This is a genomic window from Micromonospora sp. WMMD754 (genome assembly GCF_049315235.1).
Classification (GTDB): Bacteria; Actinomycetota; Actinomycetes; order Mycobacteriales; family Micromonosporaceae; genus Micromonospora; species Micromonospora sediminicola.
Genome location: NZ_CP186058.1, coordinates 1,447,039 through 1,460,750 on the forward strand (window position 1 = coordinate 1,447,039; position 13,712 = coordinate 1,460,750).

Sequence of the window (13,712 nt, forward strand, 5' to 3'; positions counted from 1 at the left end):
CGCGCGGGACCCAGAGCTAGGAACGGATCACGGGTACGTGCGACGGCGCCGCTGCCGGGCGTTCAGGGGGGTGTTGCGGACCCTTGGTGCCGATGGTCGCTCAGGCGACCGGGGACAGCCCCGCCGTCAGATGACGGGGCGACACAGGCAGGTGGCCACGCGGCACAGGTCGACCGCGCGCCGTTTGGTGAGGTGGGTCCCCATGGGGAGGGAGACTACCAGCCGACCCGGCCGTAGGGCACCGGGCCGACCAGCATCCGGGACGTCAGCGGGCGGAGTTGATCGGCACGTTCTTCGCGTCCGCGTCCACGGTCAGGCCCTCCGGCGTCGGCTGGACCTTGCGAACGTTGAGCTGGAACGGCAGTTCCGGCAGCGGCACGTCGATCGAGATGCCCTTGGCGTAGTTGGCCAGCAGGCTCCGCGCCAGCGGCACGTTCGGCAGCCCTTCGGCGGCGAGGTCGTTGAAGCGCAGCGCCACCTTGCCGTCGACCACTGTCACGTCGGCGGTGCCGTTGACGGTCAGCTTGACGCCGAGGATGTCCACCGGGGCGGTGACGGCGAGCTTGCCGTCGCGCTCGCCCAGCGTCAGCCCGGGCCGGTCCAGCAGCTTGGCCAGGCTGTCGTAGGTGACCGTGCCCCGGCCGACGACGCTCTCCGCCACCACGTCGCCCTGGCCGGAGCGGAGCGTGTCCAGCGACGCGGTCACGTTGCGGGCGTCCACGTCCAGCCGCGGCACGCTGACCGCGTCGCCCTGGACGTTGCCCTGCACGTCGGTCAGCTGGATCGAGATGCGCTCGTACCTCCCGGCGAGAACCTGGTTCAGGAACGGGAAGCCGCCCACCTCGACCTGGGGCGCGGCGGACTGCGCGTCCTGCTTCGCCACCTCCTGGCGCACCTGGTCGGCGATCGCCCGCTCGGCCACGCCGGCGGCCACCCGGTCGGCGACGACCAGCAGCCCGGCCAGCACGAGCAGCAGGACGACGAATCCGATGAGCACCTTCCGACCCCGCCGGCGGGGCCGGCCCTCCGCCGGGTACGCCTCTGCCACGCCGCCTCCAGTCCTCGCCGCCGTCACCGCGCCTCGCGGCGCAACCGTACTTACCCGAGGCGAATCCTCCCCAACCGCGGGCTCAGAGGAAGAGCACGCACATCGCGTACGCGGCCGGCGCGGCGAGCGCGAAGCCGCCCAGCGGCCCCTGCATGTGCCGGGCCACCCACATGGTCGGCGGCTCGCCGGCCATCAGCCGGCCCGCCTCGGCGTAGCCCACGGCGAGGTCGGCCAGCACGGCGGTGGCCGCGGCGACCACGCCGACCAGCGCGGCGCTGGTCGGGGTGAACCCGACCAGGTAGCTGCCGAGCACGGCGCTGGTCAGGGTGCCGAGCATGGCGCCCGCCACCACACCGGCCGCGCCGCGGGGCACCTGCGGGGCGAGCCGGGGCCAGGGGGCGATGGCGTCGGTCAACCGGGCCACCAGCAGGGCCACCCCGGCGGCGGTGAGGCAGAGCGTGATCGCCTGGGTGCCCTTGGGGATCCGGCTGAGCACGATCAACGTGCCGAAGGCGACCACGCCGACCACGATGAGCAGGGTGCCGCCCAGCGACTCGGTGACCCGGGCCCGGTCGACCCGGCGGACGAGCTGACCCAGCACGCCGAGCAGCAGTCCGGCGGCGGCCGCGTAGCCGAGCGGGGCCAGGCCGGCGACGTCCGACCGGACGGCGGCGACGTCCGCGATGACCGCCGCGCCGACGCTGACCAGCGCGACGACCAGGAGGGCGGGCGGTCGCATGGCCATCGTCCAGGCGAGCACGAAGAGCAGCTGGACGCCGAAGATGATGATCGCGAAGGGCAGCCGGTGCCCGGGGCCGGAGGTCTGTGCTCCGAGGACCAGCCCCACGCCGAGCAGCGCGGCGAAGCCCGCCACGGTCAGCGCCAGCGGCCGGCGGAACTCCACCGGCGGGACCTCCTCCTCGGGGGCCTCGCCGGGCTCGTCGTCGGGACGCCGACCGGGGCCGCCCTTGCGGAGCCGGCGCGGGCCCTTCCGCTCCCGCCGTTCGCCCTCCTCTTCAGCGGGCCCGGTACGCGGGGCGGGCAGGTAGCCACGGGCGGGGCCGGACGGCCCGGGTGGCGGGTCGTCGGCCCACGGTTCACGACCGCTGTCGCGCGAGGTGGAGGGAAACACGCCCCCGATCGTGCCAGACCCGGGCGGCTCGGCGGAGGTCACGGTTTCGGCAACGTTAAAACCTGCGCCGCGATCGAGGGCAGATGGGGCAAACGGGAAAGGACGCGAAGGTGACGGCCGGACGATCGGTTACGCTCAACCCGTTACCCCGCCCGTCAGCGACGCCGGGACCCACGCAAGTTCACAGCGCCGCCCCACACCCGGGCGTGCCGCTGGTCGCGTGCGGCCGAAGGGCCGCCGGGACGGAGGTGATCGTGGAGCTCCTGCTGCTCGTGACCGCACGGGCGGGTGAGCCGTCGGCGGTGTTGCCGGCGCTCGACCTGCTGCCGCACTCGGTCCGCACCGCACCCCGCGACGTCCGCACGCTGGTCTCCGGCCCGACCCCGGACGCCGTCCTGGTGGACGCCCGCTCGGAGTTGAGCGAGGCGCGGGCCACCTGCCGGATGCTCCACGCCACCGGGCTGGGCGTGCCGCTGGTCGCGGTGGTCACCGAGGCCGGCCTGATCGCGCTGAACGCCGACTGGGGCGTGGACGACGTGATCCTCGCCGCGGCCGGCCCGGCCGAGGTGGAGGCCCGACTGCGGCTCGCGGTCGGCCGGTTGAGCAACGCCACCGCCGGCGCCGGCGGCTCGATCCGGGCCGGTGAGCTGAACATCGACCCGGACACCTACGCCGCGAAGCTGAAGGGCCGCCCGCTCGACCTCACCTACAAGGAGTTCGAGCTGTTGAAGTTCCTCGCCCAGCACCCGGGGCGGGTCTTCACCCGGGACCAGTTGCTCCGCGAGGTCTGGGGCTACGACTACTTCGGCGGCACGCGCACGGTGGACGTGCACGTCCGGCGCCTGCGCGCCAAGCTCGGTTCCGAGTACGAGTCGATGATCGGCACGGTCCGGCAGGTCGGTTACAAGTTCGTGGTGCCGCCGTCGCGTTCGCTGCCCGAGTCGGAGCCCGCCCCGATTCCGGTCTGACCGCTCCCCCGACGGGGGAACAGTTTCACTGAATGCCCTTTTTGCCCCATCAGTCAGTCATATCCTGACTGCCGGATTTGGCGGGTAAAGGGGGCGACGGTGCGCGCGGTGACCACGGGGGCGACGAACGGCCGGTACCACTGATGTCGGGCGCGACCGTGCGCGCGACCGGCATCGTGACCGTGGTGCTGGCCGGCCTCCTGGCCTCGGCCTACGTGCTGGGTCGCAGCCTGGTGCCGGAGCAGCACCCGACGACCACCGGGGTGGCCAGTTCCACCGCCGGGCCGCACTACGCCGACCAGCCGCCGAGCACCGAGTTCCCCGCGGCACCGGGCCGGGCGCTCCCCGACACCTCACCGGACGCCGACCCGAGCGCCCCGGACGGTGGCGACGACGGCCCCGGCCCGTTCGGCGCCCTGACCGCCACCGGCTCCGCCCGTGTCGCGCTGACGTTCGACGACGGCCCCGACCCCCGGTGGACCCCGCAGGTGCTAGCCCTGCTGAGCCAGTACGGCGTGAAGGCCACGTTCTGCGTCGTCGGCGAGAACGTCGAGAGCCACCCGGACCTGCTCCGGTCGATCGTGGCCGAGGGGCACACCGTCTGCAACCACTCCTGGCGGCACGACGTCAACCTGGGCAAGCGGTCGCCGGAGACGATCCGCGCCGACCTGCTGCGCACCAACGACGCGATCCTGGCCGCCGCGCCCGACGCGCACATCGCGTACTACCGCCAGCCGGGCGGCGCCTGGACCGCCTCGGTGGTGTCGGTCTGCGCGGAGCTGGGCCTCACCCCGCTGCACTGGAACGTCGACCCGTCGGACTGGAAGGCGCCGGGCGCGACCACCATCGAGGCGACCGTCCGCACCCAGACCGGCCCCGGCGCGATCGTGCTCATGCACGACGCCGGCGGCGACCGTTCCGGCACCGTGGCCGCGTTGCAGCGCCTGCTGCCCGAACTGCTGTCCCGGTTCGAGCTGGAACCGCTGCCCGTCGACGCCCCGTGACGAGGGCCACCGCCACCCGCCCGGAGCCGGCGCGAACGGCGGCCCGCGGGCCGCTACCGTGACACGGATGAGCAGCACCGAGCCGACGAGCGACGCAGGGCGGAGTGCGGCCGAGGTCGCCCCGGCGGACCGGCTGACGCCGGACGAGGTCACCGAGGTGCTGGCGCTGGCCCGCGCCGCCGGCGACGCCGACGGTGCCGACCCGCTCGACGAACACGTACTGCTGCGGCTGCGCGACCCGGAGGCACCGGCCGTGCACCTCACCGCCCGGACCCCCGACGGCGCCCTGACCGGCTACGCGCACCTCGACACCACCGCCCCGGCCGACGGCGTCGGCGTGGAGTTGGTCGTGCACCCCGCGCACCGGCGCCGGGGCACCGGCCGGGCGCTGGCCCGGGCGGTGCTGGCCGCCGCCACCGGGCCGGTGCGCGCCTGGGCGCACGGCGACCACCCGTCGGCCGCCGCGCTCGCGGTCGATCTGGGCTTCACCCGGGCCCGGGTGTTGTGGCAGCTGCGCCGGCCGCTGACCGCCGCGCTGCCCGAGCCGGTCCTGCCCGAGGGGGTGGAGCTGCGCGCGTTCCGTCCCGGCCAGGACGACGAGGCCTGGTTGGCGGTCAACAACGCCGCCTTCGCCCAGCACCCCGAGCAGGGCCGGTGGACGCTGGACGACCTCCGCGTACGACTCGGCGAGTCGTGGTTCGACAGCGCCGGCTTCCTGCTCGCGGTCGAGTCCGGCACCGGCCGGCTGCTCGGTTTCCACTGGACCAAGGTGCACGAGCGGCCCGGGTCGGCCCCGATCGGCGAGGTCTACGTGCTCGGTGTCGACCCGTCCGCGCACCGTGGTGGGCTCGGCCGGGTCCTCACCGCCGCCGGCCTGACCTACCTGCGTGACCGGCGAGGGCTGGACCGGGTGATGCTCTACGTCGACGAGAGCAACACCGGCGCTGTCGCGCTGTACGAGCGGACCGGCTTCGCCCGCTGGTGTGGACACGTCAACTACCAGACGGTCTGACGGTGCGCGGCAGCCGCCGGGGCGCTTTCGCGGGGCTGCTGTCCGTGCTGTCCGTGATCGCCGCGTGCGGCCCGGCGCCGACCCGGGAGCCGACCCCCGGGGTCGCGTGCGCCCGCGGCACCCTGAACGGCCAGGGCTCCTCTGCTCAGGCGGACGCTGTCCAGGTGTGGTCGACAGCCTTCCAGAGGGCCTGCCCCGGGACGACGATCAACTACGAACCGTCCGGCTCCGGGGCAGGAATCACGTCTTTCATCGCCGGCGTCGCCGACTTCGCGGGGACCGACTCGCCGTTGTCCCCGGACGAGCTGGAGCAGGCCCGAACCCGGTGCGTGGGCGCCGCCCCGCTCGCGCTGCCGATGGCGGTCGGACCGGTGGCGGTGACCTACCACCTGCCCGGCAACCCTCCGCTCCGGCTCACCCCCGGCACGGTGGCCGCGATCTTCTCCGGGGCGGTGCGACGGTGGGACGACCCGGCGATCCGGGCGGACAATCCCGGCACCGCCCTGCCGTCGATCGGGATCACCCCGGTGCACCGCGCCGATTCGTCCGGCACCACCGAAGCCTTCACCACGTTCCTCGCCGAGACCGCCTCCGGGCGCTGGCCCTACGGTGCGAGCCGGAAGTGGCCGCTGCCGGGAGGCGTCGGCGTGTCCGGGTCCAAGCGGGTGCCGGACGCGGTGGAGGAGAAGCAGGGCAGGATCGGCTACCTCGAACTGTCGTACCTGCGCGGCAGGGATCTGCCCGCCGCGGCCGTGCGCAACGGCGCCGGTGAGTTCGTCGCCCCCAGCTCGCGGGCCACCGTCAAGAGCGTCGGCGCACTCGGGCCCGACCTGCGGCTCTCGCTGGAACGGGCCACCCGGGCACCCGGGGCGTACCCGCTGGCCCTGGTCACCTACGAGGTGATCTGCGAGCGAGGGCTGGCGGTCGACAAGGCTCCGCTCGCCCGGGCGTTCTTCCGCTACACGATCAGCAGCCAGGGTCAGGGCGCAGCGGGCGACCTCGGGTACGCCGCGCTGCCCGAGGCGGTGCGGCGGCGGGTGGGGACCGCCGTCGACCGCATCTCCTGAGATCGGACACTCGCCGCGGCGGGAGCATCACGGTGGCGTCACGGCCCGGTAGCGCCCAGGTCACGCGTCGCCGGACAAATAACGATAAGAGGGACTTGCCCCCGGCAGTTCATGTAATGGACAACACACTTACAGCTTCCCGTCGGCGAGCGGATCGGGCTTGTTCACCCCTCGTTCACTTCTGACCGGCGAACCGTCCACCTGGCCCTCCTAACTTTCACGTCAGCCGGTCAGCGCCGGCCCCCGGCACCCCGGGCGACCTGACCAAAGACGTGAAGGGAAACCCCTCCAGTGAAGCTCCAGCGGCACGGCGCCATCGCCTGTCTCGCTCTTACCGCGGTTCTCGGTCTCAGCGCCTGCGGCTCGGACAACAACGAGCCGGCCGCCGGTGCCACCGGTTCCGCCGCCGCGGCGGACTGCGCCACCGGCACGCTGAACGCGCAGGGCTCCTCCGCGCAGAAGAACGCCATGGCCGAGTGGATCAAGGCCTACCAGCAGAAGTGCTCCGGCACCACGATCAACTACGAGCCGAGCGGCTCGGGCGCCGGCATCCAGGCGTTCATCGCCGGCACCGCCGACTTCGCCGGTTCCGACTCCGCCCTCAAGCCGGAGGAGCAGCCGCAGGCCGACGCCAAGTGCGCCGGCGGCCAGGCCCTCAACCTGCCGATGGTGATCGGCCCGGTCGCGGTCGTCTACAACGTCAGCGGCGCGGACAACCTCCAGTTCAGCCCGGCCACCCTGGCGAAGATCTTCGCCGGCAAGGTCACCAAGTGGGACGACGCGGCGATCAAGGCCGACAACCCGGACGCCAAGCTCCCGTCGACCGCGATCCAGGCGGTGCACCGCTCCGACGAGTCGGGCACCACCGACAACTTCACCAAGTACCTGTCCAAGACCGCCGAGGCGGACTGGACCCTGGGCAACTCCAAGGCGTGGAAGGCCCCGGGCGGCGTCGGCGCGGCCAAGTCCGACGGCGTGGCCAGCAAGGTCAAGAGCACCGACGGCACCATCAGCTACGTCGAGTGGTCGTACGCCGAGAACTCCGGCCTGAAGATGGCCAAGGTCAAGAACGGCGCCGGCGAGTTCGTCGAGCTGACCGGCGACTCGGCCGGCAAGACCATCGCCGGGGCCAAGTTCGAGGGCCAGGGCAACGACCTCAAGATGTCGATCGACTACAACACCAAGGAGGCCGGGGCCTACCCGATCGTCCTGGCGACCTACGAGATCGTCTGCAGCAAGGGCCTCGCCGCCGACAAGCTGCCCCTGGTCAAGGGCCTGCTCGGCCACGCCGCCAGCGCCGAGGGCCAGCAGGAGCTGGTGGAGCTGGGCTACGCCCCGCTGCCCGAGACCGTCCGCACCAAGGTCGAGGCCGCGGTCAAGAGCCTCTCCTGACGCCCTGATCGACACCTCCTCAACGCGAAGCGAGCGAGCAGATGGGTGACACCCCTCACCGCTCGGCGCACGCCGGCACCGGCGGGACCCCCGTGGCCACGAGCCACGAGCGGCCCGCCGGTGCCTCGGCGCGTGTGGCCGAGCGCTCCGGAAACCCCCTTGGCCGCCCCGGCGGCGACCTCGGCGGGGGCGGCGGCCTGCCCCGCGCCCGCGCCTTCGGCGCGGAACGGGCGTTCCGCGGCCTCACCCTGGCCGCCGGCACCACGGTGCTGGTGATCATCGCGGCCATCGCGATCTTTCTGATCGCCAAGGCCGTGCCGGCGCTGCGGGCCAACACCGAGTCGTTCTGGACCTTCGAGGGCTGGTTCCCGAACGACAACCCGCCGAAGTTCGGCATCGGCGCGCTCGCCTTCGGCACCGTCCTGAGCTCGCTGTTGGCGCTGCTCATGGCGGTGCCCGTCGCGCTCGGCATCGCCCTCTACCTGTCGCACTACGCCCCCCGCCGGCTCGGCAACGGACTCGGGTTCGTGATCGACCTGCTGGCCGCGGTGCCGAGCGTGGTCTTCGGACTCTGGGGTCGCGACTACTTCGCCCAGCCGGTCGCCGACCTCTCCGCCTGGCTGAACACGTACTTCGGCTGGATCCCGATCTTCGGCGACGGCCCGTACGGAAGCTCGATCCTGCTCGGCTCCGTGGTGCTGGCGATCATGGTGCTGCCGATCGTCACCTCGCTCTCCCGCGAGGTGTTCCGGCAGACCCCGACCGCCAACGAGGAGGCCGCCCTCGCGCTCGGCGCCACCCGCTGGGAGATGATCCGCACCGCGGTCCTGCCGTACGGCCGGCCGGGCGTCATCGCCGCGGTGATGCTGGGCCTGGGCCGGGCGCTCGGCGAGACCATCGCGCTGGCGCTCACGCTCGGCTCGACGTACGCCATCTCGTTCAACATCCTGCAGAGCGGCGGCAACTCGATCGCCGCGAACATCGCCAACCGGTTCGCCGAGGCGAACGACACCGGCCGCGGCGCCCTGATCGCCTCCGGCCTGGTGCTCTTCGCGATCACACTGATCGTCAACATCACCGCGCGCGCGATCATCTACCGCCGCCGCGAGTTCACGGAGTCTGCGGCATGACCTCCACTCTCACCCCCTCCCGCCCGCGCCCGCCGGCCCAGCCGGCCACGCTGCGGGCCCGACGCCTCCCGGCGTACGCCGCGCCCGTCATCGCCGTCGCGGCGCTGCTGCTCGCGGCGGCCCTCGTGTACGGCGCCGGCATCGGCGGACCGGTCCTGGTCGTGGTGCTCGGCGCGCTGCTCTACCTGGTCGGTCTCTACGTCGCGACGAACGCGGTGGAGGGCCGGCGGTCCGCCCGCAACCGGACCTGGAGCGCGCTGATCCACTCCGCCTTCGTGCTGGCCGTGCTGCCGCTGGCCTCGGTGGTGTGGACGCTGGTCAGCAAGGGCTCCGAGCGGCTGGACGGCAACTTCTTCGGCACCTCGATGAACAACATCGGGGCGCGGGACGCCAACGGCGGCGCCTACCACGCGATCATCGGCACGCTGGAGCAGGTCGGCATCGCCGCCCTGATCACCGTGCCGCTCGGCGTGCTCTGCGCCATCTACGTGGTCGAGTACGGCCGGGGCCGGTTCGCGTTCACCATCCGCTTCTTCGTCGACGTGATGACCGGCATCCCGTCGATCGTCACCGGCCTGTTCGTGCTGGCGTTCTGGGTGCTGATCGTCTCGCCGTGGTTCAACGACGGCCGGCCGAGCTTCTCCGGCTTCGCCGCCGCGCTGGCGTTGAGCGTGCTCATGCTGCCCACCATCGTCCGGTCCACCGAGGAGATGCTCCGGCTCGTGCCGGCGCCGCTGCGCGAGGGCGCCTACGCCCTCGGCGTGCCGAAGTGGAAGACCATCCTGCGGGTCGTGCTGCCGACCGCGCTGCCCGGCATCGTCACCGGCATCATGCTCGCCATCGCGCGGGCCGCCGGCGAGACCGCGCCGGTGCTGCTCGTCGCCGGTGGTGGCGCCTCGATCAACTTCAACCCGTTCGAGAACAACCAGTCGTCGCTGGCCCTCTTCGTCTACCAGCAGGCCGGCGAGGCCTCGAAGTACTCGCCGGCGCGGGCGTGGACCGCGGCGCTCACCCTGGTCGCGCTCGTCCTCGTCCTGACCGTCGCGGCGAAGTTGCTGGCCCGTCGAAACCGGCTCGGCCGATGAACCCCGGAGGTACCGCCACCATGGCCAAGCGCGTCGAAGCGTCGAACGTCACCGCCTACTACGGCGGGTTCAAGGCGATCGAGAACATCAACCTGACCGTCGAGCCGAAGACGGTGACCGCCCTGATCGGCCCGTCCGGCTGCGGCAAGTCCACCTTCCTGCGGTCGATCAACCGGATGCACGAGGTGCTGCCCGGCGCCCGGGTCGAGGGCAACCTGACCATCGACGGGCAGGACATCTACGACCGCGACGTGGACGTCACGGCCGTACGCCGGATGATCGGCATGGTCTTCCAGCGGCCGAATCCGTTCCCCACCATGAGCATCTTCGAGAACGTGGTGGCCGGGCTGCGGCTCAACGGCGTCCGACGCAAGTCGATCCTGGAGGAGACGGCCGAGAAGGCGCTCCGCTCGGCGAACCTGTGGGACGAGGTCAAGGACCGGCTCGGCAAGCCCGGCGCCGGCCTCTCCGGCGGTCAGCAGCAGCGGCTCTGCATCGCCCGCACCATCGCGGTCGAGCCGCAGGTGGTGCTGATGGACGAGCCGTGCTCGGCCCTGGACCCGATCTCCACGCTGGCCATCGAGGACCTGATGTTCCAGCTGAAGGACAAGTTCACCATCATCATCGTCACGCACAACATGCAGCAGGCCGCGCGGGTGTCGGACCGCACCGCCTTCTTCTCGATCGAGAAGACCGGCGACCCGGGCCGCCTGATCGAGTACGACAACACCCAGAAGATCTTCAGCAACCCGAGCCAGAAGAAGACCGAGGACTACATCACCGGCCGCTTCGGCTGAGGTGTAAGGAGGGGCCCCCTGTTAACGCATTCTGCATAGCAGGGGGCCCCTTTTAACACCCCGCTCAGCGGAGCAGGAAGCGCGGCTGGGCACCGTCCAGGTCCTCGATGCGCGGCAGGATGGGCGTACCCGGGTCGCGGTCCGCGGCGGCGCGGGCCACGCCGGCCAGGTCGCCGGCGGCGGCGATCTCGCCCAGGGTGACCATCGTCGGCGGCAGCATGGTCAGCTCCCCCGCCTCCGCCCGGGCCAGCGCGTCCGCCGGGCGCAGCCACAGCGTGTGGTCGGCCTCGCCGGAGACGTCGCGGGTCCGCTGCCCCTCGGGCAGCAGCGCCACGAAGAAGTACGTGTCGAAGCGGCGCGGCTCGAACTCCGGCGTGATCCACCGGGTCCACGGCAGCAGCAGATCGGACCGGAGCGTCAGACCGCGCCCGGCCAGCAGATCCGCGAAGCCGGTACGCCGACCCACCAGGTCCTGCCGGGCCGCCTCCCAGTCGTCGCCGCTCACGTCGCCGACCACGGTGTCCGCGTCCGGGCCGGCCAGCAGCACGCCCGCCTCCTCGAAAACCTCGCGGGCGGCGGCGCAGACCACCGCCTGCGCGTCCGCCGGGTCGAGCCGGAACCGCTCACCCCAGGCCGCCGGCTCCGGGCCGGCCCAGCCCAGGTGCGCCTCGGAGTCGGAGCGGTCCACCCCGCCGCCGGGGAAGGCGTACATGCCGCCGAACGTCATCGCCGCGACCCGGCGGATCAGGTAGACCTCGAAGTCGTCACCGGCCGGGCGGAGCAGCAGCACGGTGGCGGCGACCCGGGGCACCGCCGGCACGCCACCCTCGGCGTGGAACCGGCGGGCGTGCTCCACCAGGGCGGGGGGTGCGGCGAAGCCGTCGATCGTCATGCGGCGAGCCTAGTTCCCCTGGGGCGTACCGGTCGGCGACGGTGCCCGCCGGCCCACGCGCCGCCCGCCCAGCCCGTCCCGACCGGTGGATCACCCTGCCGACGGCGACGCCGTCCGGGATAGCGTGCCGGCATGACGCGTTGGGGAATCCTGGCCACCGGGCACATCGCCGCCTGTTTCGCCGACGATTTGCGGCTGGTGCCGGACGCCGAACTGGTGGCGGTCGGGTCGCGCACCCGGGAGAGCGCCGAGACGTTCGCGCGGCGGCACGACGTGCCGCGGGCGTACGCCTCCTGGGCCGAACTGGCCGCGGACCCGGACCTGGACGCGATCTACGTGGCCACCCCGCATGCCGCGCACCACGAGGCGGCGCTGGCCTGTCTGGCCGGCGGCAAGGGGGTGCTGGTGGAGAAGCCCTGCACGCTGGACCTGCCCACCACCACCGAGCTGGTGGAGACGGCGCGCGCCCGCGGGCTCTTCCTCATGGAGGCCATGTGGATGCGGACCAACCCGCTGATCCTGCGGGTGCTGGAGCTGATCTCCGACGGCGCGATCGGCGAGGTGACCCACGTCCGGGCCGACTTCGGGGTGGCCGGGCCGTTCCCGCCCGAGCACCGGATGCGGAATCCCGCGCTGGGCGGGGGCGCGCTGCTCGACCTCGGTGTCTACCCGCTGAGCCTGGCCCACCTGGTGCTCGGTGCGCCGCAGCACGTGCGGGCGTGGGCGCGGCTGAGCCCGGAGGCGGTGGACGAGAACACCGGCATCGTCCTGGGCTGGGACTCCGGCGCGGTGGCGACGTTGAGCTGCGGGATGGTCGGCGCCACCGCGATCACCGCGTCGATCACCGGGACCACCGGCCGGATCGAGCTGCCGGAGCCGTTCTTCCGACCCGCGTCGGCGGTGCTGCACCGGCTCGACGCCGAGCCGGAGACCATCCCGGCGGACCTGACCGGCGGCGGTTACCAGTACGAGGCGATCGAGGTGGGGCGCTGCCTGGCGGCGGGGCTGACCGAGAGCCCGTTGGTGCCGCACGCCGCCACGCTGGAGGTCATGACCCTGATCGACGACATCAAGGCCCGGATCGGCGTCTCCTACGTGTAAGGAGGGGCCCCTTCTTAACATCGGATGTCAAGAAGGGGCCCCTCCTCTACCTGAGGCGTTAAAAGGGGGCCCCGCCTTAGAACAGCGGGCGCACCAGCAGGTACGCGAGGCAGGCGATGGCCGCCGCCGCCGGGAACGTGATGATCCAGGCGATCACGATGTTGCCGGCCACGTTCCAGCGCACCGCGGAGAGCCGCTTCGTCGCGCCCACACCCATGATCGCCGAGGTGATCGTGTGCGTGGTGGAGATCGGAGCCTTGAGCACCAGCGCGTTGAAGTAGAGCACCGCGCTGGCCACCGTCTCGGCCGCGAAGCCCTCCGCCGGACCGAGGTCGATGATCTTCCGGCCCAACGTCCGGATGATCCGCCAGCCGCCCGCGTACGTGCCGAGCGCCAGCATCGTCGCGGAGGTCCAGAACACCCAGCCCGGGATGTGCGTCTTGCTCTCCTGGAAGCCGCCGGTGTAGAGCGCCAGCACGATGATGCCCATGGTCTTGGCGGCGTCCTGCATGCCGTGGCCGACCGACATGGCGGCGGCGGACACGGTCTGCGCCCAGCGGAAGCCCCGGCTGAGCTTGCCCGGCTGCCCCTTCCGGAACAGCCACATGATCGCCAGCATCACCAGGAAGCCGAGCACCAGGCCGACCACCGGCGAGAGGACCATCGGGATGATGACCTTCTCCAGGATGTTGCCCCACTGGACGATGCCGTCGGCGGCGAACAGGGTCGCGCCGACCAGGCCGCCGAAGAGGGCGTGCGAGGAGGAGGACGGCAGGCCGAAGTACCAGGTGATCAGGTTCCAGGCGATCGCGCCGAGCACGCCGGCGAAGACCACGCCGAGGCTCTCCACCCCGGTCGGTAGCGTCACCAGTCCGTCGCCGACCGTCTTGGCGACCCCGGCGCCGAAGTGCGCGCCGACGAAGTTGCCGACGGCGGCCAGCGCGAGCGCGATCCGGGGGGTCAGCGCCCGGGTCGAGATGCTGGTGGCGATCGCGTTGGCCGCGTCATGGAAGCCGTTCGTGTAGTCGAACGCCATGGCGACCGCGATCACCGCCAGCACGGCGATGAGTTCGGGTGTCACGGG

General features: G+C 72.4%; 14 protein-coding genes. 9 read left to right on the top strand and 5 right to left on the bottom strand.

From position 1 onward, the window contains the following. Window positions 1–126: 126 nt before the first annotated feature. The 3 genes from ACN27B_RS06850 to ACN27B_RS06860 form a co-directional block, all read right to left on the bottom strand. The gene (locus tag ACN27B_RS06850) at window positions 127–204 is read right to left on the bottom strand and encodes an Ms5788A family Cys-rich leader peptide (RefSeq protein WP_310503780.1); all 78 of its coding nucleotides are present in this window, start codon (window positions 202–204) and stop codon (window positions 127–129) included. Between the two features lie 61 nt (window positions 205–265). Next, a complete protein-coding gene (locus tag ACN27B_RS06855) occupies window positions 266–1,048 on the bottom strand; it encodes a DUF2993 domain-containing protein (protein ID WP_099163509.1) in 783 nt (260 codons plus the stop codon). An 82-nt stretch (window positions 1,049–1,130) separates the two neighbouring features. Next, complete coding sequence (locus tag ACN27B_RS06860) at window positions 1,131–2,180, bottom strand: hypothetical protein (RefSeq protein WP_422743979.1); 1,050 nt, start codon at window positions 2,178–2,180, stop codon at window positions 1,131–1,133. 248 nt (window positions 2,181–2,428) lie between these two features. Here ACN27B_RS06860 and ACN27B_RS06865 point away from each other — a divergent pair, with 248 nt between their 5' ends. The 8 genes from ACN27B_RS06865 (at window position 2,429) to pstB (ending at window position 10,635) form a co-directional block, all read left to right on the top strand. Continuing rightward, the gene (locus ACN27B_RS06865) at window positions 2,429–3,148 is read left to right on the top strand and encodes a winged helix-turn-helix transcriptional regulator (protein WP_216642299.1); all 720 of its coding nucleotides are present in this window, start codon (window positions 2,429–2,431) and stop codon (window positions 3,146–3,148) included. Window positions 3,149–3,291: 143 nt separating this feature from the next. After that, window positions 3,292–4,152 (top strand): polysaccharide deacetylase family protein, encoded by an 861-nt coding sequence (locus ACN27B_RS06870; RefSeq protein WP_099163507.1) that lies wholly within the window; start codon window positions 3,292–3,294, stop codon window positions 4,150–4,152. Window positions 4,153–4,219: 67 nt separating this feature from the next. Beyond that, a complete protein-coding gene (mshD, locus tag ACN27B_RS06875) occupies window positions 4,220–5,164 on the top strand; it encodes a mycothiol synthase (RefSeq protein WP_099163506.1) in 945 nt (314 codons plus the stop codon). A 2-nt stretch (window positions 5,165–5,166) separates the two neighbouring features. After that, window positions 5,167–6,231 carry a phosphate ABC transporter substrate-binding protein PstS gene (gene pstS / locus ACN27B_RS06880; RefSeq protein ID WP_422743982.1) on the top strand — a complete coding sequence of 355 codons (1,065 nt, stop codon included), beginning with the start codon at window positions 5,167–5,169 and terminating at the stop codon, window positions 6,229–6,231. A 291-nt stretch (window positions 6,232–6,522) separates the two neighbouring features. Next, complete coding sequence (gene pstS / locus ACN27B_RS06885; protein WP_091569153.1) at window positions 6,523–7,623, top strand: phosphate ABC transporter substrate-binding protein PstS; 1,101 nt, start codon at window positions 6,523–6,525, stop codon at window positions 7,621–7,623. A 41-nt stretch (window positions 7,624–7,664) separates the two neighbouring features. Then, window positions 7,665–8,753 carry a phosphate ABC transporter permease subunit PstC gene (pstC, locus tag ACN27B_RS06890; RefSeq protein ID WP_099163503.1) on the top strand — a complete coding sequence of 363 codons (1,089 nt, stop codon included), beginning with the start codon at window positions 7,665–7,667 and terminating at the stop codon, window positions 8,751–8,753. Continuing rightward, entirely contained in the window at window positions 8,750–9,838 is a 1,089-nt protein-coding gene (pstA, locus tag ACN27B_RS06895; protein ID WP_098747710.1) for a phosphate ABC transporter permease PstA, read from the top strand. The genes pstC and pstA overlap by 4 nt, the downstream gene beginning before the upstream one ends. Window positions 9,839–9,858: 20 nt before the next feature. Then, on the top strand, window positions 9,859–10,635 hold the full coding sequence (gene pstB / locus ACN27B_RS06900; protein ID WP_091569147.1) for a phosphate ABC transporter ATP-binding protein PstB: 777 nt from the start codon (window positions 9,859–9,861) through the stop codon (window positions 10,633–10,635). A gap of 64 nt (window positions 10,636–10,699) precedes the next feature. Here the strand turns inward: pstB and ACN27B_RS06905 are convergent, their stop codons facing one another. After that, window positions 10,700–11,527, bottom strand: a complete 828-nt coding sequence (locus ACN27B_RS06905) for an NUDIX hydrolase (protein WP_099163502.1) — start codon at window positions 11,525–11,527, stop codon at window positions 10,700–10,702. Window positions 11,528–11,659: 132 nt separating this feature from the next. Between ACN27B_RS06905 and ACN27B_RS06910 the strand changes: the two genes are divergently transcribed. After that, complete coding sequence (locus ACN27B_RS06910) at window positions 11,660–12,628, top strand: Gfo/Idh/MocA family protein (RefSeq protein ID WP_422743986.1); 969 nt, start codon at window positions 11,660–11,662, stop codon at window positions 12,626–12,628. Window positions 12,629–12,704: 76 nt separating this feature from the next. Here the strand turns inward: ACN27B_RS06910 and ACN27B_RS06915 are convergent, their stop codons facing one another. Continuing rightward, on the bottom strand, window positions 12,705–13,709 hold the full coding sequence (locus tag ACN27B_RS06915; protein ID WP_099163500.1) for an inorganic phosphate transporter: 1,005 nt from the start codon (window positions 13,707–13,709) through the stop codon (window positions 12,705–12,707). Window positions 13,710–13,712 lie beyond the last annotated feature (3 nt).

Bases quoted from the DNA above. Each gene is read 5' to 3' on its own strand.
- pstA (WP_098747710.1), top strand. From the start codon at position 8,750: ATGACCTCCACTCTCACCCCCTCCCGCCCGCGCCCGCCGGCCCAGCCG.
- mshD (WP_099163506.1), top strand. From the start codon at position 4,220: ATGAGCAGCACCGAGCCGACGAGCGACGCAGGGCGGAGTGCGGCCGAG.
- pstB (WP_091569147.1), top strand. From the start codon at position 9,859: ATGGCCAAGCGCGTCGAAGCGTCGAACGTCACCGCCTACTACGGCGGG.
- ACN27B_RS06905 (WP_099163502.1), bottom strand. From the start codon at position 11,527: ATGACGATCGACGGCTTCGCCGCACCCCCCGCCCTGGTGGAGCACGCC.
- ACN27B_RS06910 (WP_422743986.1), top strand. From the start codon at position 11,660: ATGACGCGTTGGGGAATCCTGGCCACCGGGCACATCGCCGCCTGTTTC.
- ACN27B_RS06870 (WP_099163507.1), top strand. From the start codon at position 3,292: ATGTCGGGCGCGACCGTGCGCGCGACCGGCATCGTGACCGTGGTGCTG.
- pstC (WP_099163503.1), top strand. From the start codon at position 7,665: ATGGGTGACACCCCTCACCGCTCGGCGCACGCCGGCACCGGCGGGACC.
- ACN27B_RS06850 (WP_310503780.1), bottom strand. From the start codon at position 204: ATGGGGACCCACCTCACCAAACGGCGCGCGGTCGACCTGTGCCGCGTG.